Here is a 24,937-nt window from a genome sequence, read left to right as displayed (position 1 = left end):
GGTTCGACGAAAGGGCGGAGCCACCGGACCGGATCGACCGGTGGCTCCGCCCTCGTTCACGCGTTCCCGCGGCTCACTCCCGTTCGACGGTGACCGGCACGGCGTGCTGCCGCAGGACCGTCGCGTCCCGCTCCTCGCCGACCAGCCGCACGACCTGACGCACCGGAGTGTCCAGGCTGGAGGAGCCCGCCTGGAGCACGATCTCGCCGGGTTCGACGATGCGGCGGCCGGCCAGGCCGGTGAAGGCCAGGCGGTCGGTGTGGACGTGGAAGCGGACCGTGGCCCGCTCGCCGGGGGCGAGAGCCACCTTGGCGAAGCCGAGCAGGGCGCGCACGGGCCGCGTCACCTGGGCGACCGGGTCGACGGCGTACAACTGGACGGTCTCGGCGCCCGCGACCGCCCCCGTGTTGCGCACCCGCGCGCGGACCGTGAACTCCCCGTCCGTGGGCACCTGTTCGCGGTCGACGGCCAGCAGGTCGACCTCGAAGTCGGTGTAGGACAGCCCGTGGCCGAAGGGGAACGCGGGGGTCGGGTCGAGGTTGGACAGGAAGCTCTGCCGGTCGGCGAGCGGCGGGTGCAGGTAGGTGTACGGCTGACCGCCCGGCGAGGCGGGGATCTGCACGGGCAGCTTGCCGCTGAAGTTAGCTCCGCCGGAAAGGAGTTGGGCCACCGCCCGGCCGCCCTCCTCGCCCGGCAGGAAGACCTGCACCATGGCCGCGGCGGCGGACGTGAACCGGCCCACGGCGTAGGGCCGGCCGCTGCTGACGATCAGCACCACGGGCTTCCCGGTCGCCAGGACCGCCTCGACCAGCTCCTCCTGGACGCCCGGCAGCCGCAGGTCCTCGACATCGCAGCCCTCCCCCGAGGTGCCGATGCCGAACATGCCCGCCTTGTCGCCGACGGCCAGCACGGTGAGGTCGGCGACGGCCGAGGCCGCCACGGCGGCCGGGATGCCGGAGCCGTCCTTGTCCCGGATCGGGCAGCCCTGGACGAACTCCCACTCCACGCACGGAAGTTCCTCGGCCAGCGCGGTACGCAGGGAGACAGCCTCGACCCCGTTGCCGAGGTCGTCGCGCTCGGCGAGGACGTGGTTGGGGAAGCTGTAGCAGCCGAACATGGTACGTACGTCGTCGGCGCACGGGCCGATCAGCGCGATCCGGCCGCCGGCCGGAAGGGGCAGGGTCCCGTCGTTGGACAGCAGGACGGCGCCGGCCCGCGCCACCGCGCGGGCGAGCTCCCGGTTCTCCTCCTTGTCCAGCTCGAGTTCGCCCGTGCGCAGGGCGGGGGGCCGCGGGTCCCAGTCGCCGTCCAGGAGCCCGAGTTCGGTCTTCTGCCGCAGCACCCGGCGTACGGCGCGGTCGACCAGGTCCTCGTCGACCGCGCCCTGCTCGACGGCGTGCACGAGGGCGTCGCCGAAGCCGCGCTGGTCGGGCAGTTCGACGTCCATGCCGGCGCGCAGGGCGAGCGCCCCGGCGTCGGACAGGTCGGCGGCCACCCGGTGGGCGTCGACCAGGAAGGGCAGGGACCAGTAGTCGGAGACGACGGTGCCCTCGAAACCCCAGGCGTCGCGCAGGACGTCGGTCAGCAGCCACCGGCTGGCGGCGGGTGCCTCACCGTCGATCTCGGCGTACGAGTTCATGACCGAGCCGACGCCCGCGGCGACGAGCCGTTCGAAGGGCGGCAGGATGACGTCGAGGAGTTCGCGACGGCCTGCGTGGACGGGGGCGTGGTTGCGGCCGCCCATGGAGGCGGCGTATCCGGCGAAGTGCTTGAGGGTGGCGTACACCCCGGCGCTCTGCAGACCGGTGACGTACGCCTCTCCCATCTCTCCGACCAGGTACGGGTCCTCGCCGTAGGTCTCCTCGCAGCGGCCCCAGCGGTAGTCGCGGATCACGTCGACGACCGGGGCGAGCCCCTGGTGGACGCCCGCCTCGGCCAGGTCGGCGCCGATGGCCTCGCCGACCCGCCGGATCAGTTCCGGGTCGAAGGTGGCCGCCATGCCGAGCGAGGTGGGGTAGATCGTCGCGCCGTAGGCGGTGAAACCGGTCAGGCACTCGTCGTGCGTCATGGCCGGGATGCCGAGCCTGCTCTGCCGGACGATCTGCCGCTGACGCTCGGCCAGGGCCCGGGAGTGCTCCAGAGCGGGCCGGGGCAGGGTGCCGTACGGGCGGGTGAGCTGGCCGAGGCCGTGCCGGGCGGTCTCGGCCAGGTCGCCGACCCGGTCGAAGATGCTGGTGCCCGGCGCCACCTCCGGGCCGGCCGGTTCGACGTCCTCCCACGCGCTGCTGAGCTGCGCGACCTTCTCCGGGAGGGTGAGCCGGGCGAGCAGCGCCTCGACCCGGTCGGAGACCGGCAGGGCGGGGTCGGTCCAGGGGCGGTCGTCCTCCCGCTGGGGGATTCCGCCGTGGTCCGGGACGGTGGTCGTCATTCACGACTCCTCAGGGATTGCGCGGGTGCTCGCGAGGGGGCGTGCGGGGTGCGCGCGGGCACGCCGACGGGGCCGGGCGTGCTGCCCGGCCGCTGCTCGGAGCGAACTGTCGGCTGAAGTGGGTTACGAACTCGGTTACTTGGAGAAGCCGGCGGTGAGACCGGCGACGAGCTGGCGCCTGGCGAGGATGAACAGCGCGAGCATCGGCAGGGTGGAGAGCACCACCGCGGCCATGGTGGCCGGTACGTCGATGCCGAACTGGCCCCGGTAGAGGGTCAGCGCCAGCGGCAGCACGGCCTTGTCGCCGCTCTGGGTGAGGATGAGAGGGAAGAGGAAGCCGTTCCAGACCTGGAGGCCGTCGTAGACGGCGACGGTCATCAGGGCCGGGCGGGCCAGCGGTGCCGCGAGTGAGAAGAGCATGCGCCAGTCGCCGGCACCGTCGACGACCATCGCCTCGAACAGCGAGCGGGGCACGTCGCGCAGGAAACTCACCAGGATCATCACGGTGATCGGCAGCGCGAACGCCGCGGACGGCAGGACGATCGCCGGCAGGCTGTCGTACAGCCGCATTCTGATGATCAGCAGGTACACCGGGATGATCACCGCCTGCAGGGGGATCGCCAGGCCCAGCAGGTACAGCCGGAAGGACACCCGGGACAGGCGGCTGCCGGCGCCCCGGACGATCGCGAAGGCCGCCATGAGGGCGACGGTGACGGTGAGGACGACCGTCCCCGCGGTGACGACGACGCTGTTGAGCAGATAGGTCGTGAAGTCGCCGTCCAGGACGGTCCGGTAGCTGTCGAGCGTCGGGTGGCCGGGCAGGGCCAGTGGGCTGTCGGCGGTGAAGTCGGCGCGGCTGCGCAGGCTGGTCACCACCAGCCAGTACACGGGTACGACGACGATCGCCGCCCAGAGGAGCGTGGCGCCGCCGGTGAGAGCGCGCCGTACCCGGGCGACTGCTGTGCGGCGGCGGGCGGGACCGGGTCGCGAGGGTGCTGCCGGTCGCCCGGTGGCACGGTCGCGGCCGGTACCCGTGCGGGGGTCGTGGACCTTGGTCACGGTGGTACTCACATGCCCTCCTGCCGGCTGTCCATCCGGGTGAACCCGGACAGGCGGGTGGTCAGCAGCGACAGACCGAGGCCGAAGACCACCAGGAGGGTGGCGACGGCGCTGGCCCGGCCCATGTCGTGGGCCTGGAATCCGGTGATGTACATGGCGAGGGGGAGGACGCGGGTGGCGGTGCCGGGGCCGCCGGTGCCACCGGACAGGACGAAGATCAGGTCGAAGTAGGTCAGCGAGCCGACGAGCATGAGCGTGCTGGAGGTGACCATCGTGTACTTCAGCTGCGGCAGGGTGATGTGCCGGAAGCGGGCCACGGGCCCGGCACCGTCGAGGGCGGCGGCCTCGTACAGAGCCGTCGGGATCTGGCGTATGCCCGCCTGGTAGAGCAGGGCGTGAAACGGCACGAACTGCCAGGCGATCACGAAGACCACCGTGTAGAGGGCCAGCTCCGGCGAGCCGAGCAGTGGCTTCGCCAGCCAGTGCAGGCCGGGCGTGGCACCGATGCCGAAGGACGGATCGAGCAGCGCCTGCCAGGTCAGTCCGACCGCCACGGCGGACAGCAGCAGCGGGAGGAAGAAGAGGACGGCGAACAGCGACCGCACCCTTCCCCTCGGTGCCTGGAAGACACCGAGGGCCAGCGCGATCGGTGTCTGGACCAGCCAGCTCACCGCCATCACCTTGACCGTGAGCCCCAGTGCCTGCCAGGTGGCGCCGTCGGTCAGGACGCTGCTCCAGTTGGCGAGGCCGGCCCAGCCGACGGAGCCGAGACCGTCCCAGCGGGCGAGGCTGAGCGCTGCCACCCCGACCAGGGGGACCAGGCCGAACAGGCCGAAGAGAAGCAGTGCGGGGGCGGCCATGAGGAGGCCGGTGCCGGTGGCGCGGCCTCCTCTCCGGCGCGCGGGGACGGTGACCGTCACGACGCCGCCTTGCTCATGTTCACACCGAAGTCGGCGGGCGAGATCTGGCGCAGGAACGACTTGTCGGTGTTGGTCAGCAGCGGGTCCGCCTGGTCGGACGGCAGTGCCTGGTCCCAGGAGAGCTGGAAGCCCGGCGCCTTCTCCACCAGGTTGTAGACGAAGGTCAGCCACGCCTTGTCGGACGACGACTTCACCGCCGCCAGCTTCGACTCCAGGTCCTTGACCGGCGGCACGCTGCCGGCGGCGAGATAGGCGTCGACCTGGGAGCCGTCCAGGACGTAGTCCTTGAGGTATGTGAGGGCCGCGGACCTGTGCTTGGTCGACGAGTTCAGCGACAGGAAGTTCGAGGGGTTGCCGACGATGCTCTTCGGGTCGCCGGCACCGCCGGACAGTGACGGCAGGGCGGTGTAGCCGAGATCGCCCTTCTTCAGGAAGTCGGGCGCGGCCTTGGCGATGTTGGCGTACTCCCAGGTACCCATGACCTCCATGGCCGCCTTGCCCGTGTAGAGCAGGGCCGTCGAGGCGCCCTGGTCGTAGCCGACGGAGGAGGCGTTGTCCCCGAAGGCCCCGGCCTTCGACAAGTCCTGGAGGTACTGGTTGGCCTTGGTGACCGACGCGTCCTTCCACATCGCCGCGTCACCGGAGGCGATCTTCGAGAACACCTGGGGGCCGCCCTGGCGGTCGAGCAGGTACTCCAGGTACATCAGCGTCGGCCACTTGGAGTTCGCGGCGAGGGAGAGCGGCGTGACGCCCTTGCCCTTCAGCTTCTTCACGGCCGCCAGCAGGTCGTCGTACGTCTTCGGCGGCTCGACGCCCGCGTCGGCCAGCACCTTCTTGTTGTAGTAGAGGACGACCGGAGCGAGGCCGTTGGCGGGCACGCCGTAGACCTTGCTGTCGAAGGTGGCGCTCTGCATCACGCTCGGGGTGAACCGGTCCGTGTTCGCCTCGGCCGCCGTCAGCGCGTCGACCTTGCCGGCCTTGACGTAGTCGTTCAGGGCCCCGCCGCCCCAGCTGAAGAAGATGTCCGGGGCCTGGCCCGCGCCGAAGGCGACGCGCAGCTTCTGCTTGTAGTCGTCGTTCGCGAACAGCCGCAGGGTGATCTTCTCGTCGGGGTGGTCCTTGTTGTAGGCGTCGACGGACTCCTTGAGAATCGTCTGGTCGTTCAGCGCCCACATCGTGAGGCCCTTCGCGGACGAGTCCGCGGACGATCCGGACGGTCCCGAAGTCCCGCACGAGGCAAGGCCCATGGCCGCCGCGAGCGCGACCGCGGATGCGACGACGCGTCGGATTCTCGGGCCTTTGAGATTTCCGTTGACCGGTGTTCCCCGCATGGTGTGCCTCTCTTCGTTCCACAAGCCGTCGGTGAGCCAGGCGGATCGGAGACCGGTGCGAAAGCCTTTCGCATGCCACGCTGCCGACGGCCTGCCTGCTGGCCGGGACACTGACACGGAGTTCACGGCCGGGACAAGGACGGGAAAAGCCCTGGTTACGAAATGTTTTCGCGAGCGTGTGCCCATGTGCGGAAAGGCGTCTGCGGACCCGGCGCCGACCGTGCCCTGCCGGCGGGTTGTGGTGGTGGCGTCGGGCGTTGCGGACGCGGAGACGGCCGGGCCGCGGCCGGGCGCGCGACGGAGGAGTCCGCGGTCTTGTCGTGGAGCGGCCGGACCGGGCGGGGCGGGGCGGCCGGCGCGGGGTCGTCGCCCCGCGACCGGACGGCGATCCGGGTCGGACAAGTGGCGCCGATTGGGCAAGTGGCTCCGATCGGACAAGCGACACCGGCCGGACATGCGGGCGCCCGGACATGACCTGCCCGCCCCCATGTACTAGAGTTATCTCGACATCGAGATATCTGCCGAGGCGTACCGCAGCCGCACTGCGTCGTCCATCCGGCGGTAAGGGTTACCTAACTTAGCCTTACCTTAGCGGATCGGCCATGACGTCGTGGCGGCAGGATGCGGTGGGAACGCGCACATCAATGAAGGAGACTGTCGTGTCGGCGAACAGCTTCGACGCCCGCAGCACGCTGCAGGTGGGCGACGAGTCGTACGAGATCTTCCGGCTGGACAAGGTGGAAGGCTCGGCTCGCCTTCCGTACAGCCTGAAGGTGCTGCTGGAGAACCTGCTCCGGACCGAGGACGGCGCGAACATCACCGCCGACCACATCCGGTCCATCGGTGACTGGGACTCCCAGGCGCAGCCGAGCCAGGAGATCCAGTTCACGCCCGCCCGCGTGATCATGCAGGACTTCACCGGCGTGCCCTGTGTCGTCGACCTCGCCACCATGCGTGAGGCCGTCAAGGAGCTCGGCGGCGACCCGGCCAAGGTCAACCCGCTCTCCCCGGCCGAGCTGGTCATCGACCACTCCGTCATCGCCGACAAGTTCGGCACGAAGGAAGCCTTCGGCCAGAACGTCGAGCTGGAGTACGGCCGCAACAAGGAGCGCTACCAGTTCCTGCGCTGGGGCCAGACCGCGTTCGACGACTTCAAGGTCGTCCCGCCGGGCACGGGCATCGTCCACCAGGTGAACATCGAGCACCTGGCGCGTACGGTCATGGTCCGCAATGGCCAGGCGTACCCCGACACCCTCGTCGGCACCGACTCCCACACCACCATGGTCAACGGCCTCGGTGTGCTCGGCTGGGGCGTCGGCGGCATCGAGGCCGAGGCCGCGATGCTCGGCCAGCCGGTCTCCATGCTGATCCCGCGTGTCGTCGGCTTCAAGCTGACCGGTGAGCTCACCCCGGGCACGACCGCCACCGACCTCGTGCTGACCATCACCGAGATGCTGCGCAAGCACGGTGTCGTCGGCAAGTTCGTCGAGTTCTACGGCGAGGGTGTGGCCGCCACGTCGCTGGCCAACCGCGCCACCATCGGCAACATGTCGCCGGAGTTCGGCTCCACCGCCGCGATCTTCCCGATCGACGGCGAGACCATCAAGTACCTCAAGCTCACCGGCCGCTCCGAGCAGCAGCTCGCGCTCGTCGAGGCGTACGCCAAGGAGCAGGGCCTCTGGCTCGACCCGGCCGCCGAGCCCGACTTCTCCGAGAAGCTGGAGCTCGACCTCTCCACGGTCGTTCCCTCCATCGCCGGCCCGAAGCGTCCGCAGGACCGCATCGTCCTCGCGAACGCCGCCGAGCAGTTCAAGAGCGACGTGCGCAACTACGTCGCCGACGACGACGAGGCGGGCAAGGAGTCCTTCCCGGCCTCCGACTCCCCGGCCGCCGCCAACGGCGTCCCGTCCAACCCGGTCCCGGTCACGGCCCCCGACGGCTCGACCTACGAGATCGACCACGGTGCGGTGACGGTCGCGGCCATCACCTCCTGCACCAACACCTCGAACCCGTACGTCATGGTCGCCGCCGCGCTCGTCGCGAAGAAGGCCGTGGAGAAGGGCCTGACCCGCAAGCCGTGGGTCAAGACCACCCTCGCCCCGGGCTCCAAGGTCGTCACCGACTACTTCGACAAGGCGGGGCTCACCCCCTACCTCGACAAGGTCGGCTTCAACCTCGTCGGTTACGGCTGCACCACCTGCATCGGCAACTCCGGCCCGCTGCCGGACGAGGTCTCCAAGGCCGTCAACGACCACGACCTCGCGGTCACCTCGGTCCTCTCGGGCAACCGGAACTTCGAGGGCCGTATCAACCCCGACGTCAAGATGAACTACCTGGCCTCCCCGCCGCTGGTGGTCGCCTACGCCATCGCGGGCTCCATGAAGGTGGACATCACCCGCGACGCGCTCGGCACCGACACCGAGGGCAAGCCGGTCTTCCTGGCCGACCTCTGGCCCTCCGAGGCCGAGGTCAACGACGTCGTGGCGAACGCCATCGGCGAGGACATGTTCAACAAGTCCTACCAGGACGTCTTCGCGGGCGACGCCCAGTGGCAGGCGCTGCCGATCCCCGAGGGCAACACCTTCGAGTGGGACCCGCAGTCCACGTACGTGCGCAAGCCCCCTTACTTCGAGGGCATGACGATGGAGACCACCCCGGTCTCGGACATCGCCGGTGCGCGCGTCCTCGCCAAGCTCGGCGACTCGGTCACCACCGACCACATCTCCCCGGCCGGTGCGATCAAGGCCGACACCCCCGGAGGCAAGTACCTCACGGAGCACGGTGTCGAGCGTCGTGACTTCAACAGCTACGGCTCGCGCCGCGGCAACCACGAGGTCATGATCCGCGGTACGTTCGCCAACATCCGCCTGCGCAACCAGATCGCGCCGGGCACCGAGGGCGGCTACACCCGCGACTTCACGAAGGACGGCGCCCCCGTCTCCTTCATCTACGACGCCTCGCGCAACTACATCGAGCAGGGCATCCCGCTGGTCATCCTGGCCGGCAAGGAGTACGGCTCCGGCTCGTCCCGCGACTGGGCCGCCAAGGGCACCGCGCTCCTCGGCGTCAAGGCCGTCATCGCCGAGTCGTACGAGCGCATCCACCGCTCGAACCTCATCGGCATGGGTGTCCTGCCGCTCCAGTTCCCGGAGGGCGCCACGGCCGAGTCCCTCGGACTGACCGGCGAGGAGACCTTCTCCTTCACCGGCGTCGAGGAGCTCAACAACGGCACCACCCCGCGCACGGTGAAGGTCACCACCGACACCGGCGTCGAGTTCGACGCGGTCGTCCGCATCGACACCCCCGGCGAGGCGGACTACTACCGCAACGGCGGCATCATGCAGTACGTGCTGCGCAACCTGATCCGCAACTAAGCGGTCCGGTAAGGCAGTTGCCAGGCGATTGCCGAGCAGCTCCAAGGCGGTTGCAGGACAACTCCAAGGCAAGGTGAGGGCCGTATCCCCGGTGACGGGGATGCGGCCCTTCGCCGTCGGCCCCGAAGCCGGTTTCAGGACATCGGCGGTGCTCAGGTGGAACACAGGGTTCCCCCAGCGAGCCGGGACAGGATTGCCCCATGTCTGGCGCTTGTGGGGTCCTTGTCGGCCGTGTCCGTGTCCGTGTGCCGATCGTCCATGACGAGCCGGTGCTCGCCGAGTTGCCGTCCGTCGCCCGACCGCGCCGGAAACGCGACCCGGGGACGCCCCGCACCGTGCGCGCCTTCGGGTACGCCGTCAGGGCGCCGGAGGGCGGGAGATGAGCCCCCTGCCCGGCGCACGCCGGCCACCGTGGACACGGCAGCGCGGGCGATCCCGGCGGACGCGGTCCCTTCGCGCAAGGTCCCTGCCGACGCGATCCGCACGGACTCGATTCCCGCGGCCCGGTTCCTTGCGCAGCCGGTTCCTGCCGACACGGTCCGTGCGGACTCGATTCCTGCGGAGCGGTTCCTTGCGCAGCCGATTCCTGCCCGCGCAATTCGCACGGACTCGATCCCCGCGGACCGGATCCCGGCGCGGCGGATTCCTGCCGACGCGATTCCTCCGCACCCCATCCATACGTACGCGCACGCGAACCCTGTCGCCGCGCGTCCCGCGCGCCGGCTCCTCGCGGGCCCGCTCCCTGCGCACGCGGCTTCTCGTCCTCATCGGACTGGCACTCGTCGCGGTGTGCGCGATCATGGCGTTCAGCACGGTCCTCGCGCAACGCGCCTACCTGCTCGGCGACTTGGACCAGCGGGTCGGCGACGCCGCGGAGCGCAGCCGGGACGGCGTCCTTGGGGGTACGGGCGTGGGTACGGGCGTCGGGCCCGGCGCCGGATCTGTCGCCGGACCTGTCCTCGGGCCGGACCTCGGGACGGATCTCGGGTTCCTCGACGTGCGGGGGCAGCCGATCGGCACGATCGCCGCCCGGCTCGACGACGGCGGGGCCGTCGTCGCGGCCAAGGTGGTGAGCCGCTCCGGCGCGCCGCGCGATCTCGGCGCCGCCCAGCGCTCCACCCTCGCCGGCATCGAGGCGGACGGCTCACTGCACACCCGGACGGTCCCCGGGCTCGGCACCTACCGCGTCACCGCGCTCGACGGCGGCGGACGGCCCGTGCTCACCGCCCTCCCGATGGACGACGTACAGGACATGATCAGAGGTCTGACCGTGGTCGAGGGTGTGGTGGCGGCCGCCGGTCTCACCGTCGTGGGCAGCGTCTGCGCGGTCGTCGTCCGGCGTCGGCTGAGCCCGCTCGAACGGGTCGCCGCCATGGCCGTCGAGGTCTCCCGGACGCCGCTCGGGCACGGTGAGGTGACCGGCCTGAGCCGGGTACCGGAAGGGGACACCGGCCCCGGCAGCGAGGCGGGCCGGATCGGCGCCGCGCTCAACCGCCTGATCGACCACGTCGAGACCTCCCTCACGGAGCGCCTGCGCGGCGAGGAGGAGGTACGGCAGGAGGTGCGCCGCGGCGAGGAACGTATGCGCCGCTTCCTCGCCGACGCGAGCCATGAACTCCGTACGCCGCTCGCGTCCATCGCCGGATACGCGGAGCTGATGAACCGGGGCGCCGGCGGGATCGAACAGGCGTCGGCCTGGCGGCGGGTGTCCGCCGAGTCGGCGCGGATGACGGGTCTGGTCGAGGACCTGCTGCTGCTCGCCCGGCTCGACGAGGGGCGGCCGCCGGGGTCGGCGGAGGTGGACCTGGCGGCGCTGGTCACCGAGGCGGTGTGGGAGGCACGGGCCACGGGGCAGGACCACATCTGGCGGTTGGCCCTGCCCCTGGACTCCCCGGCCCTGGTGGCCGGCGACGAGGCCCGGCTCCACCAGCTGGTGGCGAACCTGCTGACCAACGCCCGTGCGCATACACCGGCGGGTACGACGGTCGTCGCCACTGTGGAGGCCACCGGCGCGTTCTGCGCGATCCGGGTCCGCGACGACGGCCCCGGCATCCCGCCCACCCTGCTGCCCAGCGTCTTCGAACGCTTCACCCGCGCCGACGCCTCCCGCTCCCGCGTCTCTCCCGGACACGGCGGCTCGGGCCTCGGCCTCGCCGTCGCCGCGGCGATCACTGCGGCCCACCGCGGCCGTATCCACGTCGAGAGCGCCCCGGGCCGTACGGAGTTCACCGTCGAGCTCCCGGTCGGCCGGCCCGTCCCTCCGACCGGACGGGCCCCAGGGGAGCACACACTGGCGCGCCGGTCCACTGGGAGTGTCGCGCCACGGGCCCGGGTCGTCGGAGGCGCCCTGCCGACCGCACGGGCCCCAGGAGACAGCGCGCCGACCCCGCCTTCGGCGAAGGCGACACCGGCGCCGCGCGCCGACGGGGAAGCCGCCGTCCTCCCCGGAGGTGAGGACGTCCGGCTCACGGCCGCCGACCAGTTCACCGGCCGCAACCAGTTCACCGGCTGACGCGCAGCTCACCGGTCGCATCCTCAGACCCCGGGGGTGAGGACGTCCGGCTCACCCCCGTAGTCCGGCTCACCGCCGAAGCCCCGCTCACCGACGACGTCCGGCTCACCGCCCGCGTCCTCAGAACCAGCCCACCGCCTGCCCGAACAGGAAGGGCGCCGGGACGAGAGCGGCCATGCCGAGCCAGGGACCCATCGGGCGGCCCTCCTGGAAGGGCATCAGGATGTCCACCACCAGCACCGTGCCGAGGACGAAGCCGCCGCCCAGCACGGCGCCGGCGATCAGGCCGAGGGCGTTGCCGGGTGTCTCCCGGTGACAGCCGAAGGGGCCGCCGCAGTCGACGGACGGGAATCGCGTCAGCAGCCACCGCACGCACAGGCCGGGAATGATCCCGACCCCTCCGATCAGCAGGTTCGCGAACGCGGCCGCCGACAGGGCGCGGCCGAGGCCGTCGCGGCCGGTGCTCACGGTGCCGTTCCGGCGACCCCCACCACTGTCGGAATCCCGCACCGGTCCGCCTCCTCCCGAACTTCCTTTGATACGCGCCGTTTTCACAGGTAGAGGGCGCTGGCGTCCGTGAGGTTCCGGGAACGCGGCCTCGGGTCGGGGACCGCACCCTCTCGTGTGAGGGGCGAGGCCCATGTGCGCGCGCCGTGCGCGAGGCGTTTACAGGGGTTCCGGCGCGCGCTACTTTCCGAAGTGAGGTGGGAGCGCTCCCATGGGGCGGCCCGGAACCCGTCCCCGGAACCGCTCCCACCTCGCCCAGGCCCAGCCGGTCCCGCGAAGGAGTGAATTGTCATGCACTTAACAAGACCCCATTTAGTGAGCCCGCATTCGACAGGACTTCGACGGGCGCTCTCCCGATCGCGGCTCCCCGGCCGCCACCCGTCCCCCTTCCTCGTCCTTCTCGCCCTGCTGGCCGTGCTCCCGGCCCTCGCCCTGATCGTCGTGACCGGCGGCCGGGCGGAGGCGCACGGCACCCCCATGAAGCCCGGCAGCCGCACGTTCCTGTGCTGGCAGGACGGGCTCACCGACACCGGCGAGATCAAGCCGGTCAACCCGGCCTGCAAGGCGGCGCAACAGGTCAGCGGGACCACGCCGTTCTACAACTGGTTCTCGGTGCTGCGTTCGGACGGCGCCGGGCGTACTCGCGGCTTCGTCCCGGACGGTCAGCTGTGCAGCGGCGGCAACCCCAACTTCTCCGGCTTCGATCTGCCGCGCTCCGACTGGCCGTTGACCCACCTGACCTCGGGCGCGACCGTCGACTTCGCGTACAACGCCTGGGCGGCGCACCCCGGTTGGTTCTACGTCTACATCACCAAGGACGGCTTCGACCCGACCGGGGCGCTCACCTGGGACGCCATGGAGGATCAGCCGTTCCTCACCGTCGACCACCCGCCGCTCAACGGCACCCCGGGCACGGTCGAGGCCAACTACTCCTGGAGCGGCAAACTGCCGGCGGGCAAGTCCGGCCGCCACATCATCTACATGGTCTGGCAGCGCTCGGACAGCACGGAGACCTTCTACTCCTGCTCCGACGTCGTCTTCGACGGCGGGAACGGTGAGGTCACGGGCATCCACGATCCAGGCAACCCGACCGAACCGCCGCCCGGCACCTGCTCGGCGACCCGCCGGACGACCAACAGCTGGCCCGGCGGCTACCAGTCCGAGGTGACCGTCACCAACTCCGGCACCGTGCCGATGCTCGGCTGGATGGTCGACTGGACGCTGCCGGGCGGTCAGTCGGTCGCCAGTCTGTGGAACGGCAACGCGACCTACAGCGGTCAGGGCGTGATGGTGCACAACGCCGACTGGAACGGATCGCTGAGTCCGGGCGGCAGTACGACGTTCGGGTACGTCGTCCAGGGCTCGGGCGACGATCCGTCGACGACCCTGCCCTGCCGGGTCGGTTGAACGGGCAACGCTCGGGGCGGACCGGGTGGGTGGGTTCGGACCCGCCCGGTCCGCGAGCCCGGACGGGTCGGGGGAGGTCCTGCCCGGGATGGTGCGGCTTGTGGCGACCACGGTGCGCGACAACGTTGTCTAGCGGTCTGCGCAAGACTCTATCGCCTCAACGGACAACGATGTCAAGCAACTTGACGCCCGCCTCTGGGCGGACCGCCTCGTTTTGACGCTCGCCCCCTGTGCGGGCTGCGTCGTCGGGTGCGGGGGCCGCGTGCCGGGCCGCGCTCCGGGCCGCGTGGTCGGGCCTGTCATCGGCGTGCGCCATCGGGGTGGGTGCCGGGCGCGTCCCTGGTGGTGCGGGTGGTGGGTGCGACTGGACGCGTCGGCTGTGACCCAGGGGGCGTGCCCGGGCGCCTGCGTCGCTGTGACGCAGGAGCGTGCCGGGCGCGTCGCAGGAGGTGGAGGCTGCGCCGCAGGGGGCGCGGGCGGGGTGTGTTCCGGGCGTGCCGCCCACTGTGCTGTTGGAGTCCGTGCCGGGCGCGTCGCAGTTGGCGCGGGCGGGGTGCGTGCCCGGCGTGCCGCCCGCGGCGCCATTGGAGTGCGTGCCGGGCGCGTCCCCGGCGGCGGAGGCGGTCTTCCGTGGTACCCGTGGCGCACGTTACTGTCCCTGCGGCTTGTGCGACCCGTGGTGCGCGACCCGTCCGAAGGAGGAGGGGCCGCGTCATGCGTTTCCGTCCGTCATCCATCCTGCTGGCCGTCGCACTGACGGTCGCCGGCGCCACTCCGGCGCTCGCCGCACCCCCGTCGGGTCCACCGCGACTCGTCAAGGACCCCACCGCGTACGTCGACCCGCTCATCGGCACCAAGAACGGCGGCAATGTGTTCCCGGGGGCCGTCACGCCCTTCGGCATGCTCTCCTGGAGCCCAGAGAACACCCGCGGGGACGCCACCCGCACGGCCGCGCCCGGCGGCTACCAGTACGACGCCACGCGCATCCGGGGCTTCAGCCTCACCCACATGTCCGGAACGGGATGCGCGGGCGGCAGCGGCGACATCCCGTTCTTCCCGTACACCGGTGAGGTCACCTCCTCCCCGGCGAGCGACACCAAGGACGCCGTCTACGCGTCCGGTTTCGCGCACGCCGACGAGCGGGCCGAGCCCGGCCACTACAAGGTGGGACTCGCCTCCGGGGTGACCGCCGACCTCACGGCGACCGCGCGTACCGGCTCGGGCCGCTTCACCTTCCCCGCCGACAAGCCCGCCTCGATGCTGATCCGCACGGCCAACTCCGAGGTCGGGTCCACTGATTCGACCGTACGGATCGACCCGGCGACCCGGACCGTCTCCGGCTCGGTCACCTCCGGGAACTTCTGCGGCTACCTCGACCCCGAGGGCCAGCACTCCTACTACACCCTGTACTTCACCGCACGTTTCGACCGCGACTTCAAAGCCGCCGGCGCCTGGCAGGACGACCGGCTGAGCCCGGGGGCCACCGAGGCGAGCGGCGGCACCGGAGGCTTCGCGCAGGGCGGCCGTCCCGTCGCGGGCAAGGGGGCCGGCGGCTATGTGGAGTTCGCGCCCGGCACCGATCCGGTGAACGTCAAGGTCGGTATCTCGTACGTCAGTCAGGAAGGCGCCGCCGCCAACCTCGCGGACGAGAACCCGCCGTCCCGCTCCTTCGCCTCCGTCCAGCGCTCCGCCCACCGCGCCTGGCGCGAGCGGCTCGGCGCGATCGGCGTGGGCGGCGGCACCGACACCGACCGCACCACCTTCTACACCGCGCTCTACCACGCCCTTCTGCACCCGAACGTCATCAGCGACGCCGACCGCAGATACCGGGGCCCCGACGACAAGGTGCACACCGTGAGCCGGGGCCACGAAGCGCAGTACGGCACCTTCTCCGGCTGGGACGTCTACCGCTCCCAGGTCCAGCTGCTGACCCTGCTGAACCCGGACACCGGCTCCGACATCGCGCAGTCGCTGCTCGAACTCGCCCGGCAGAACGGGGGAGTCTGGGACCGCTGGCTGCACGGCGCGAGCGGTACGCACGTCATGAACGGCGATCCCTCGGCGCCCGCCCTCGCGGGCATCCGCGCCTTCGGCGGCACCGACTTCGACCTGCGCGGAGCGCTGGCCTCCCTGGTGAAGGCGGCGACCGTCCCGACCGAGGCGGACCTCTCCCCGGCGGGCAAGCCGGTGCTCTCGGCCGGTCAGCGGCCCTCGCTCGACAAGTACCTCGAACATCACTACATGCCGTCCGTGTCCAACGCCTGGGGCGGCGCCGCCGAGACCCTGGAGATGTCCGGCGCGGACTTCGCGATCTCCCAACTGGCCTCGGCGGCGGGGGAGCGGAAGACCGCCGCCGACTTCTCCGCGCGCTCCCAGTGGTGGCAGAACAACTTCAACATCGCGGCCGATCCCGGCGGCGGCTACATCGCCAACCGCAAGGCCGACGGAAGCTGGGTGACCGGCTTCACCCCGGCGACCGGCAACGGTTTCGTGGAGGGCACGGCGGCCCAGTACACCTGGATGGTGCAGCACGACCCGGCGGGCCTCTTCGCCGCCATGGGCGGGCGCGCGAAGGCCCTCGACCGCCTCGACACGTTCTTCCACGACGCGGACGGCGGCTGGGCGTTCACCGGCAGCGGCGGCGACAAGTCCGAACTGGACAACGAGCCGTCGGTCAACGTGCCCTACCTGTACGACTACGCGGGCGCGCCCTACAAGGCCCAGGAGACCGTCCGCGCGGCGATGACGCGGCTGTGGTCGACGCAACCGGGCGGCATCCCCGGCAACGACGACCTCGGCGAGATGTCGTCCTGGTACGTATTCTCCGCGCTCGGCATGTACCCCCAGGTGCCCTCACGCGCCGAACTCACCCTGTCCTCACCGCTGTTCCCGAGGATCGAGATCGAGCGTCCGGGCGGCGCCGACATCGAGATCCGGGCCCGGGGCGCGGCCGTCGACGCCCCGTACGTGCACTCGCTGCGCGTGGACGGCCGTACGAGTGAACGGCCTTGGCTCCCGGCCTCCTTCGTCCGCGACGGCGGCACACTCGACTACACGCTGTCCGCCACGGCCGACAGGAGCTGGGGCAGCGCCGAGACGGCCGCGCCGCCCTCCTTCCGCAAGGGTGAGCAGCCGTACCAGATCGGTGTGGGACCGACCGCGGCGACGCTCGCGCCCGGTGGCAGCACCGCGCTCGACATCCGCGCCCTCGCCCTCGGCGGCGGCGCCGGTCCCGAGGTCCGCTTCCACGTGGACGTGCCCGCAGGCGTGACGGCGACGCCCGCCGAGGGCACGGTGACCGACGGCGCCCAGCGGATCGCCCTCACCGCCTCCGACGACGCCGAGCAGGGGTTCTACGACGTCAAGGTGACGGTGACCTCAGCCGACACCTCGTACACCCAGCCGGTGGCCCTGACGGTCGCGGCACCGGGATCCCTTCTCGCGGCCTACAACAACACCGGTGTCTCCGACGACATCGGAGACCACGCCGAGGCGGACTACGACGGCGGTGGCTGGAGCTACTCCCGGCAGGCCCTCGCGGACGCGGGCCTCACCCCCGGCAGCCGGGGCACGGTGGACGGTCTCTCCTACACCTGGCCGAAATCGCCGTCCGGCCGCCCCGACAACGCCTCGGCGACCTCACAGAACATCGAACTGACGGACCCGGCAAGCCGGTTGTCCTTCATCGGCAGTGCCGTGAACGGCAACCAGGAGACCAGGGCGACCGTCACCTACACCGACGGCGGCACCGACACCGTCGACCTGTCCTTCACCGACTGGACCGTCGGCGGCGGGGGCGGCACCGTCCAGTACGGCAACGAGACCATCGCCAGGGCCGCCTACCGCAACGTCGCCGGTGCCGACAAGGACCCGGTGGCCACGTACGTCTTCGCCACCGAACCCTTCACCGCGCCGGCCGGCAGGACCATCAAGAGCGTCACCCTCCCGGACGACGCGGACCTGCACGTCTTCACCCTCGCCACCGGCTGAACCAGCGAACGCGTCCGGGCCGTCCGAACCGCCCAGAATGCCATGACGGTTCGCCCGCCGCGGCGTTCCTCGGATTCCCGCGTGGCCGTCCGTGCGGCTGGGAATAATCGTCCCGCACGTCGGAGCGCGCCTCGGACGGACACGGGGGAATCGGGGGAATGGCTGTGGGAAACCTTGGACTGGCCGAAACCATCGCCGCGTTGCGCGAGGAACTCACCGAAGCAGTCGCCGCCGGCACGGACGCGGACTTCTGTTTCGGTGTCGGGCAGGTGCAGTTGGAGATCAGTGTCGGCATCACCCGGGAGGCGAGCGGCACGGGGCGCGCCAAATTCTGGGTGCTGGAGCTGGGGGGCGACGGCGGGTACCGCAAGGAGGAGATCCAGCGGATCACGCTGACCCTGGAGGCGCCGACCGACCGTTCCGGGAGGCCGGTCCACGTGACGCGTGACTCCCTCACCAGGCCCTGACCCGGCTGCCCCGGACGGCATTGGTGATCAGCCCGGTCGATCGCGCGGTGGAGGTGCTGCGCAGACGTGCTTCCGGCACCTGGAGTGTCGGTTCCGGATACCTGGTGGGCGGCAGGCTGGTGCTCACCGCCGCGCACAACGTCCTCACGGACGGCCTCGCCGACGACCTGATCAGCGTCCGGCGAGGGGACGGATCCCAACTGCCGGCGGACGTACTCGCCGCGGAGAGGGACGGGGACATCGCCCTGCTGCGGGTGTCCGCCGATCCTTCCCTGGGCGACATGCCGGCCGTGCGCTTCGCCCGTGTCGACCGCCGTCAGACCAAGCTGGTCGAGAACTGCTGGGCGATCGGCTATCCGGGGTGGAACGAACATCCGACGGACGGCGCCGGCGTCCCCCTGCGCGACAGTGTGCAGATCCAGGGCGTCATCCCACCGGGTTCCAACGTGCGACGCAGACTGCTGGAACTGCGGACGACATCCACGCCGGAACAGCTGGGACCGCAGGCGGGCCACACCTCTCAGTGGCGCGGCATGTCCGGAGCGGTGGTGTTCAGCGACCACCCGGAGCTCGGGGCGCTGGCCGTCGGAGTCATCACCGAGCACCATCTGCCCGAGGGGGCCTCGACCCTGACCGTGGCTCCGGTGACGGGACTGACGGCGCTGGGAGAGGGCGCGCCGTGGTGGCGGGACCTCGGACTGGGCAACTGGGTCGTCCTGCCGCACGCCCGTACGGGCACCGGACGCCGGGCGACCCGGTACACGCGTCTGGGCCGTGCGGTGGCGGACTTCACCGACCGGGAAAGGGCGCTCGCGAAGGCGACCGTCCTGCTCACCGACCGCCTGGCGGACAGTGCCCCGGTGCTGGTCCTGCACGGCATGGCCGGTGTCGGAAAGACACAGCTGGCCACACAGATCGCCCACCATCTGGGACCCACCTTCTGGCACGCACGCATCCAGGTGGACCTCGGAGGCGGCCACTTCGACGTGTCCACCGACGCTGCCATGATCCAGGCACTGCAGGCGTTCGGACTCACAGGCGACAGGCTGCCGCCCGACGCGCCCGCACGCCGTGCCGAACTGCAGAAGCGACTCGAAGACGGCCCCAGCCTCCTCGTGCTGGACAACGTGGCCGACGTGGCCCGGATCGTTCCGCTGCTCCCCGTCTCGCCGGGCAGCGCCGCGCTCCTCACCAGCCGCTCCGAACTGCCCTCGGTCACGGGAGCGGAGCGGCTGCCCGTCGAGCCGCTGCCCACCGCGGAGGCGCTGCGGCTCTTCGAGCGGATCATCGGTGCCGAACGGATCGCCCGTGAGCCGAGTGCGGCGAACGGCATCATCACCCTTCTGGGAGGCCTGCCCCTTGCCATCCGCATCACGGGAGGGAATGTTCTTGCCCTGAGGAGGCCGTTGAGCGTCCATGCCATGTTGCTGGCCGACGAGCGGCAGCGCATCTCGCAGCTGGAGGGTCGTCTGGACGGCGAGGACATCGGGGTACGAAGCACGTTCGAGCTCAGCTACCGGGCCCTGCGGGAGGACACCCGTCGCCTGTTCCGGCACCTCGGCCTGCTCCCCGGAGCCGACTTCGTGCCCGAGCTGTCAGCAAGGTGCGCGGACCTCGGGCCGGACGAGTCCGAACGACTGCTCGGCGAACTCGCCGACCGGCAGCTGGTCGAGGTCATGGACGTCACGGGCGGCCGCTACCGGCTGCACGACCTGCTGCGCCTGTACGCGAGGGAGCACGCCGAGCGCACCGAATCGGAGGCCGAACGGCGGGAGGCCGTCCGGCGCTCCCTGGAGTGGTACGCGGACCGGATGGACGGCTGGATGAGCCGGCCGGGAGCCCACGAGCTGCCGCCCGAGGAGGCGATCGGGTGGTTCACCGAGGAACACCTCAACGTGCAGGCGGCCGTGCGCCAGGCGTACGAGAGCCAGGAGTGGGAGCCGCTCCTGAGGCTGGCGGGCTCGCTCTACGGGCTGCTCTTCCACCGGAGCCACTGGGAGGAGATGGAGGCGGTCAAGGCCATGGCGGTGGAGGCGGCACGCCGAGTGGGCGACGAGCCGGCCGAGCTGGGCTCGCTCATCCACCTCGCCGAGGCAAGACGCCTGCTGGGACGCCGGCAGGAGACCACCGCACTGTACGAGCGGGCACTGGAGATCGCGCGCGGCGCGGGCGACGAGGACAAGGCGGCCTGGATCCTGACGCACTTCGGCGATCTCCAGTGCGATCTGGACCGTCCCCGGGACGCTCTGCGCCGCTACGTCGAGGCCCGGGCCATCTACCGGCAACGCGAGGACAAGGGCGCCGAGATCTGGCTCGCCGCGCACATGGGGGACGCGTACCGGCAGATGGACCGTCCCGAGGACGCGGCACGCGTGCTGACGGAGGCCCTGGCGGAGAGCCGACGCCGTGGGGATGCCGCCGAGATCGTCTGGGTCCAGTGGCATCTGGCTCTGGCGTACGACCAGATGGGCCGGTACGCCGAAGCCGAGGAGGTTCTGTCGCCCGCGATCGCGTTCCATCGCGACCGGGGCGACCGGGCGGGGCTGGCGACGATGCTCACCATCCTCGGAGACATCCACCTCCACGCCCGGCGCCCCGCCGCCGCCCGTGAGGCGTACGGCGAGGCGCTGGAACTGGCTCGCTCGATCGACGCCACGCGCCGCGTGGCGGAGCTGGAGGCGGCGCTGGAACGGACGTCGGACTGAGCGGGTCCCCGGAGGCAGGCGTCAGCCCAGCAGTTCCACCTCCGCGAGCGTCGACTCGCCGTCGAGGACGAGACGGTAGTGGGCGTACGAGCCCGGGTCCGCGACCGTGAACGCCCGGGTCTGCCGGTCCCAGGGGAAGGACTCACCGGAGCGTTTGTCGAGGTCCGTCCACGTCGTCCCGTCCGAGGAACCCTGCAGGGTCCACCCGGTCGGGGCCTTCGCGTGGTCCGAGGACGTCAGCGTGTACTGGACTCCCTCGGTGGCGGCGCCGACCGGCAGGTCCATCGAGGTGACGGTGGCGTCCGTCGCCGAGGTGTTGTCGAACAGCGCGCCGTCCCCCTTGAGAACGTCCGCGCGCGGCGCAGGCACCTTGTCGTCCTCGGTGACCGACACCGGTGCCGCGTCCTTGCCCGTGCCCCACGAGGACGGCTTGGCGCCCATGTCGAACTCCAGGACTCCGCCACGGGTGATCAGCGAGTGGGGGAGCGAAGTCGAGTTCCACCGCTTGCCGTTGAACCGCACGCCCTGCACGTACACGTTCCTCGTGCTGTTCCGCGGGGCCTTGATCACCAGGTCGTGGCCGTTCTCCAGGTGGACCGTCGCCTTCGTGAACAGCGGCGAACCGATGGCGTATTCGCCACTGCCCATCACCAGCGGGTAGAAGCCGAGCGACGAGAACAGGTACCAGGCGGACTGCTCGCCGTTGTCCTCGTCACCGTGGTAGCCCTGGCCGATCTCGCTGCCGGTGTAGAGCCGGGAGAGGACCTCGCGGACGTTCTTCTGGGTCTTCCAGGGCTGTCCGGCCGCGTCGTACATGTAGTTCACGTGGTGGGCCACCTGGTTGGAGTGCCCGTACTGGCCCATCCGTACGTCCCGGGCCTCGGTCATCTCATGGATGACCCCGCCGTAGGAGCCCACGATGTCCGGGGACGCGGTCTCGGGGGTCGCGAAGTACGTGTCGAGCTTCTGCGCGAGCGCACTGCGGCCGCCGTACAGGTTGGCCAGTCCGCGCGAGTCCTGCGGCGCGGTGAACGCGTACCCCCAGCCGTCGGTCTCCGTGTAGTCGTAACCCCACACGCGCGGATCGTACTTCGACGAGTCGACCCGCCAGTTGCCCTTCGCGTCCCGGCCCTGGAAGAAGCCGGCCTTGGAGTCGAAGAGGTTCACGTAGTCCTGGGAGCGGTTGAGGAAGTAGTCCGACTCCTCCTTGTAGCGCTTCTCACCGGTCTTCTTGTAGAGCGCCTTGCCCATCTCGGCGATGCCGTAGTCGTTGACGTAGCCCTCCATGGCCCACGACAGGCCCTCGCCCGTGGCGGTGCTCGTGTAGCCGAGGAAGGGTGAGGTGGCCATGCCCTTGCGGCCCACGCCGGAGGTCGGCGGGACGACCGTCGCGTTCTTCAGCGCCGCCTCGTACGCCGACTCGGCGTCGAAGCCGACGCCCTTGACGTACGCGTCCGCGAACGCCACGTCCGACGAGGTGCCGGTCATCAGGTCCGCGTAGCCGGGCGAGGACCAGCGCGAGGTCCAGCCGCCGTCCTTGTACTGCTGCACGAACCCGTCGACCATCTCACCTGCCTGACCGGGCGTCAGGAGCGAGTACGCTGGCCAGGTCGTCCGGTAGGTGTCCCAGAAGCCGTTGTTGACGTACACCTTGCCGTCGACGATCTTCGCACCGGTATGGGTCGGGGTGTCAGGACCCGGCATCGGGGAGAACGGCGAGGCGTACTGGTACTTCGAACCCACCTTCTCGAAGCCGGAGTTGGGGTACAGATACAGCCGGTACATGCTGGAGTACAGCGTCGTCAGCTGGTCAGCGGTGGCGCCCTGCACCTCGATCCTGCCGAACAGCCGGTCCCACTGCTTGCGCGCACCCTTCTTGACCGCGTCGAACGACGTGCCGTCCGGGATCTCCTGGCTCAGGTTGTCCTTGGCCTGGTCGATGCTGATCAGCGAGGTGGCCAGGCGCAGGGTGACGGTGTGGTCGGCGCCGGCCTTGAACTTCAGATAGCCCTTGACGCCGCTGGAGCCGCCCTCGGTCACGGGCGCGTCGAACACCCCGTAGACGAAGAGCCGTGTGGCGCCGGTCGACAGGCCGGACTTGACGTCCGAGTAGCCGGTCACGACACCCGCCGAGGTGTCCAGCGACAGCCCCGCCTGCTCGGTGACGTTGTCGAAGATCACGCTCGCGTCGTCACCGGGATAGGTGAAGCGCAGGGCGGCGGCGTGATCGGTCGGCGCCATCTCCGCCTTGAGACCGTTCTCGAAGGTCACACCGTAGTAGTACGGCCGCGCGGTCTCGTTCTCGTGCCGGAAGGCCAGCTCACGGGCCGCCCGGCCGGTGTCCGGGGTGCCGGAGGAGGCCGACGGCATCACCTGGAAGGTCTGCCGGTCCCCCATCCAGGGGCTCGGCTCATGGCTCGCGCTGAACGCCTGGATGGCGGGCAGGTTGTCCGCGTTGTTGGCGCGCGCGTAGTCGTACAGCCAGCTCAGCGAGCCCGCGTTGGTCACCGGCGTCCAGAAGTTGAAGCCGTGCGGGACGGCCGTCGCGGGGAAGTTGTTGCCGCGCGAGAAGCCGCCGCTGGAGTTGGTGCCGCGGGTGGTCAGCGCGTAGTCCGCCAGGTGCGCCTTGGGCTTCTGGGGGGCGGCCGCCTTCAGGGAGACGTCGTCCAGCCAGCCGCGGAACTTCGAGGGGCCCTTCGGCGAGTCGTACGCGAGGAGGATCCGGTCGACGGTCTTCCCGGCCGCGACGGAACCGATCCGCGAGGTCACGTTGTTCCACTGGTTGACGTACAGCACCTTGGACGCGCCCTGGCCCTGCGGTGTCAGCGCGAACCCGTGCTGGTCCACGGCGTTCAGATCGCTCAGCGAGGTGCCGTCGGTGAAGACCAGGTCCACGGACACGTTCGTGGCGTCGTAGTCCCGGTCGCCGTCCGCCATCGAGGGGAAGACGCGGTACGCCAGTTCGGTGTCGCGCCGGACGGCGACGTTCACGTCGAAGACTTTGTTGTACGAGTACGCCCGGCCGTCGCCCTTGTGGGTGCCGGCGTAGCGCAGCGCACGCTTGCCGGTGAAGCCCGCGCCCGCCTTGGCGGTCGGTGAGCCGCTCGGCCCCCGGTCCACGAGCGAGAGCATGTCCTTGGGGGTCGGGTCGTCGCTCTGCCCCGTCGAGAACTGGACGTCGGCGATCTGAAGGATGTCGCCGTCGTTGTTCTTGGTGACGTCGAGCCGGAAGTGCTGGTACTCGACGGGACTTTGGATGTCGTACGTCTTCGTCTGGAACCGCTCGCCGAAGGACTCGCCGGAGCGGGTGTCGAGGGTCTTCCAGTCCTTGCCGTCGGTGGAGCCCTGGAGGGTCCAGTCCTTCGGGTCGCGCTCGTCGTGGTCGTTTGCGGAAGTGATCGCGTACGTGACCACCTTGACCGGCGCGTCCAGGTCGAACTCCGCCCAGCCGGTGGGCTCGAAGGTCAGCCACTTGCTGCTCGACTCGCCGTCGACGAGGTTCTCCTTGACCTCGCCCGCGCCGGTGTTCTCGCCGCTGGCCCGCACGTCGGTGACATGGTCGGTCACATTGCCGGGGATGCCGGTGCTGTAGCCGCCGTCGACCTCGGAGGACCGCTTTGTCCCGTCAGGAGCCGTATCCACCGTGTTGAGCCAGTCCGGAGCCGGATCGCCCGATTCGAACGAGGAGCTGAATTCCCGGTCGGCGGACGCCGTTTGCGCGGGCAGGGCGATGGCCGCTCCCTGCGAAGCCGCTAACAGGGAGAGCGCTGCCACCCCCAGTGCCGTCGAGGAAAGCCATCCGGTCCGACGCGTGGAACTCTGTCTGTACCGAGCTCTGTGCTGCATGCGCGAGCACCCTCCCTGCACCTGGACAACGTTGTCAAATTCGATGCGCAAGGACCATTTGGGAGTCAAGTTGACAGTGCTGTCAAGGGTGTTGGATGTGGCATCCGGGGTGAATACCGTGTGACGAACCGTGCATTGCGTTCATTGCGGGAGGTTGGCCTCCTGTGGATCTTCGCCGGGGTGGTCCGGGGGTGCCCCATATTTCCGGGAGGTCTCAACTCGGAAAAGACCGACGGGCAAACCTGCATTCGATCTTGCTCCGCTGGCGGGAAGTGGACTATACCTGTCGCGTCCGGCCAGTCGATCGACTGGCACTGGACAGGCAGGACCCAGGGGGAATTTCGAGGGCCGGCGGACCGTGGTCCATACACGTACCGCCGATTCGTCCCAC

The 24,937-nt window shown here is 70.4% G+C and carries 12 protein-coding genes; 6 read left to right on the top strand and 6 right to left on the bottom strand.

The features are described from left to right. Window positions 1-73: 73 nt before the first annotated feature. The 4 genes from N4G66_RS14215 to N4G66_RS14200 form a co-directional block, all read right to left on the bottom strand. Window positions 74-2,428, bottom strand: a complete 2,355-nt coding sequence (locus N4G66_RS14215) for a glycoside hydrolase family 3 N-terminal domain-containing protein (RefSeq protein WP_261704438.1) — start codon at window positions 2,426-2,428, stop codon at window positions 74-76. Window positions 2,429-2,563: 135 nt separating this feature from the next. Next, a complete protein-coding gene (locus N4G66_RS14210) occupies window positions 2,564-3,499 on the bottom strand; it encodes a carbohydrate ABC transporter permease (RefSeq protein ID WP_261704437.1) in 936 nt (311 codons plus the stop codon). Continuing rightward, entirely contained in the window at window positions 3,496-4,347 is an 852-nt protein-coding gene (locus N4G66_RS14205) for a carbohydrate ABC transporter permease (RefSeq protein ID WP_261704464.1), read from the bottom strand. The genes N4G66_RS14210 and N4G66_RS14205 overlap by 4 nt, the downstream gene beginning before the upstream one ends. Window positions 4,348-4,403: 56 nt before the next feature. Then, entirely contained in the window at window positions 4,404-5,582 is a 1,179-nt protein-coding gene (locus tag N4G66_RS14200) for an extracellular solute-binding protein (RefSeq protein ID WP_261704436.1), read from the bottom strand. Between the two features lie 815 nt (window positions 5,583-6,397). Here N4G66_RS14200 and acnA point away from each other — a divergent pair. Beyond that, window positions 6,398-9,112 (top strand): aconitate hydratase AcnA, encoded by a 2,715-nt coding sequence (acnA, locus tag N4G66_RS14195; RefSeq protein ID WP_315903640.1) that lies wholly within the window; start codon window positions 6,398-6,400, stop codon window positions 9,110-9,112. A gap of 799 nt (window positions 9,113-9,911) precedes the next feature. Next, window positions 9,912-11,624 carry a sensor histidine kinase gene (locus tag N4G66_RS14190; RefSeq protein WP_261704434.1) on the top strand — a complete coding sequence of 571 codons (1,713 nt, stop codon included), beginning with the start codon at window positions 9,912-9,914 and terminating at the stop codon, window positions 11,622-11,624. 120 nt (window positions 11,625-11,744) lie between these two features. Here N4G66_RS14190 and N4G66_RS14185 read toward each other — a convergent pair whose 3' ends face one another. Next, on the bottom strand, window positions 11,745-12,092 hold the full coding sequence (locus tag N4G66_RS14185; RefSeq protein ID WP_261704433.1) for a hypothetical protein: 348 nt from the start codon (window positions 12,090-12,092) through the stop codon (window positions 11,745-11,747). Between the two features lie 444 nt (window positions 12,093-12,536). Between N4G66_RS14185 and N4G66_RS14180 the strand changes: the two genes are divergently transcribed. From N4G66_RS14180 to N4G66_RS14165, 4 genes are all read left to right on the top strand, one after another. Continuing rightward, window positions 12,537-13,538: a lytic polysaccharide monooxygenase auxiliary activity family 9 protein gene (locus N4G66_RS14180; RefSeq protein ID WP_261704463.1), complete on the top strand. Its 1,002-nt coding sequence runs from the start codon at window positions 12,537-12,539 to the stop codon at window positions 13,536-13,538. Between the two features lie 714 nt (window positions 13,539-14,252). Then, window positions 14,253-17,528, top strand: a complete 3,276-nt coding sequence (locus tag N4G66_RS14175; protein ID WP_261704432.1) for a GH92 family glycosyl hydrolase — start codon at window positions 14,253-14,255, stop codon at window positions 17,526-17,528. A 164-nt stretch (window positions 17,529-17,692) separates the two neighbouring features. Further along, the gene (locus N4G66_RS14170; protein WP_261704431.1) at window positions 17,693-17,995 is read left to right on the top strand and encodes a trypco2 family protein; all 303 of its coding nucleotides are present in this window, start codon (window positions 17,693-17,695) and stop codon (window positions 17,993-17,995) included. A 23-nt stretch (window positions 17,996-18,018) separates the two neighbouring features. Beyond that, window positions 18,019-20,700 (top strand): tetratricopeptide repeat protein, encoded by a 2,682-nt coding sequence (locus tag N4G66_RS14165; protein ID WP_261704430.1) that lies wholly within the window; start codon window positions 18,019-18,021, stop codon window positions 20,698-20,700. 21 nt (window positions 20,701-20,721) lie between these two features. Here N4G66_RS14165 and N4G66_RS14160 read toward each other — a convergent pair whose 3' ends face one another. Continuing rightward, window positions 20,722-24,546, bottom strand: coding sequence for a GH92 family glycosyl hydrolase (locus tag N4G66_RS14160; RefSeq protein WP_391858812.1), 3,825 nt, complete (start codon window positions 24,544-24,546; stop codon window positions 20,722-20,724). Window positions 24,547-24,937 lie beyond the last annotated feature (391 nt).

This window comes from Streptomyces rhizosphaerihabitans (assembly GCF_025399795.1).
GTDB lineage: Bacteria > Actinomycetota > Actinomycetes > Streptomycetales > Streptomycetaceae > Streptomyces > Streptomyces rhizosphaerihabitans.
Note: the sequence above shows the minus strand (reverse complement) of the source record. Positions and strands in the feature narration are given on the sequence as shown.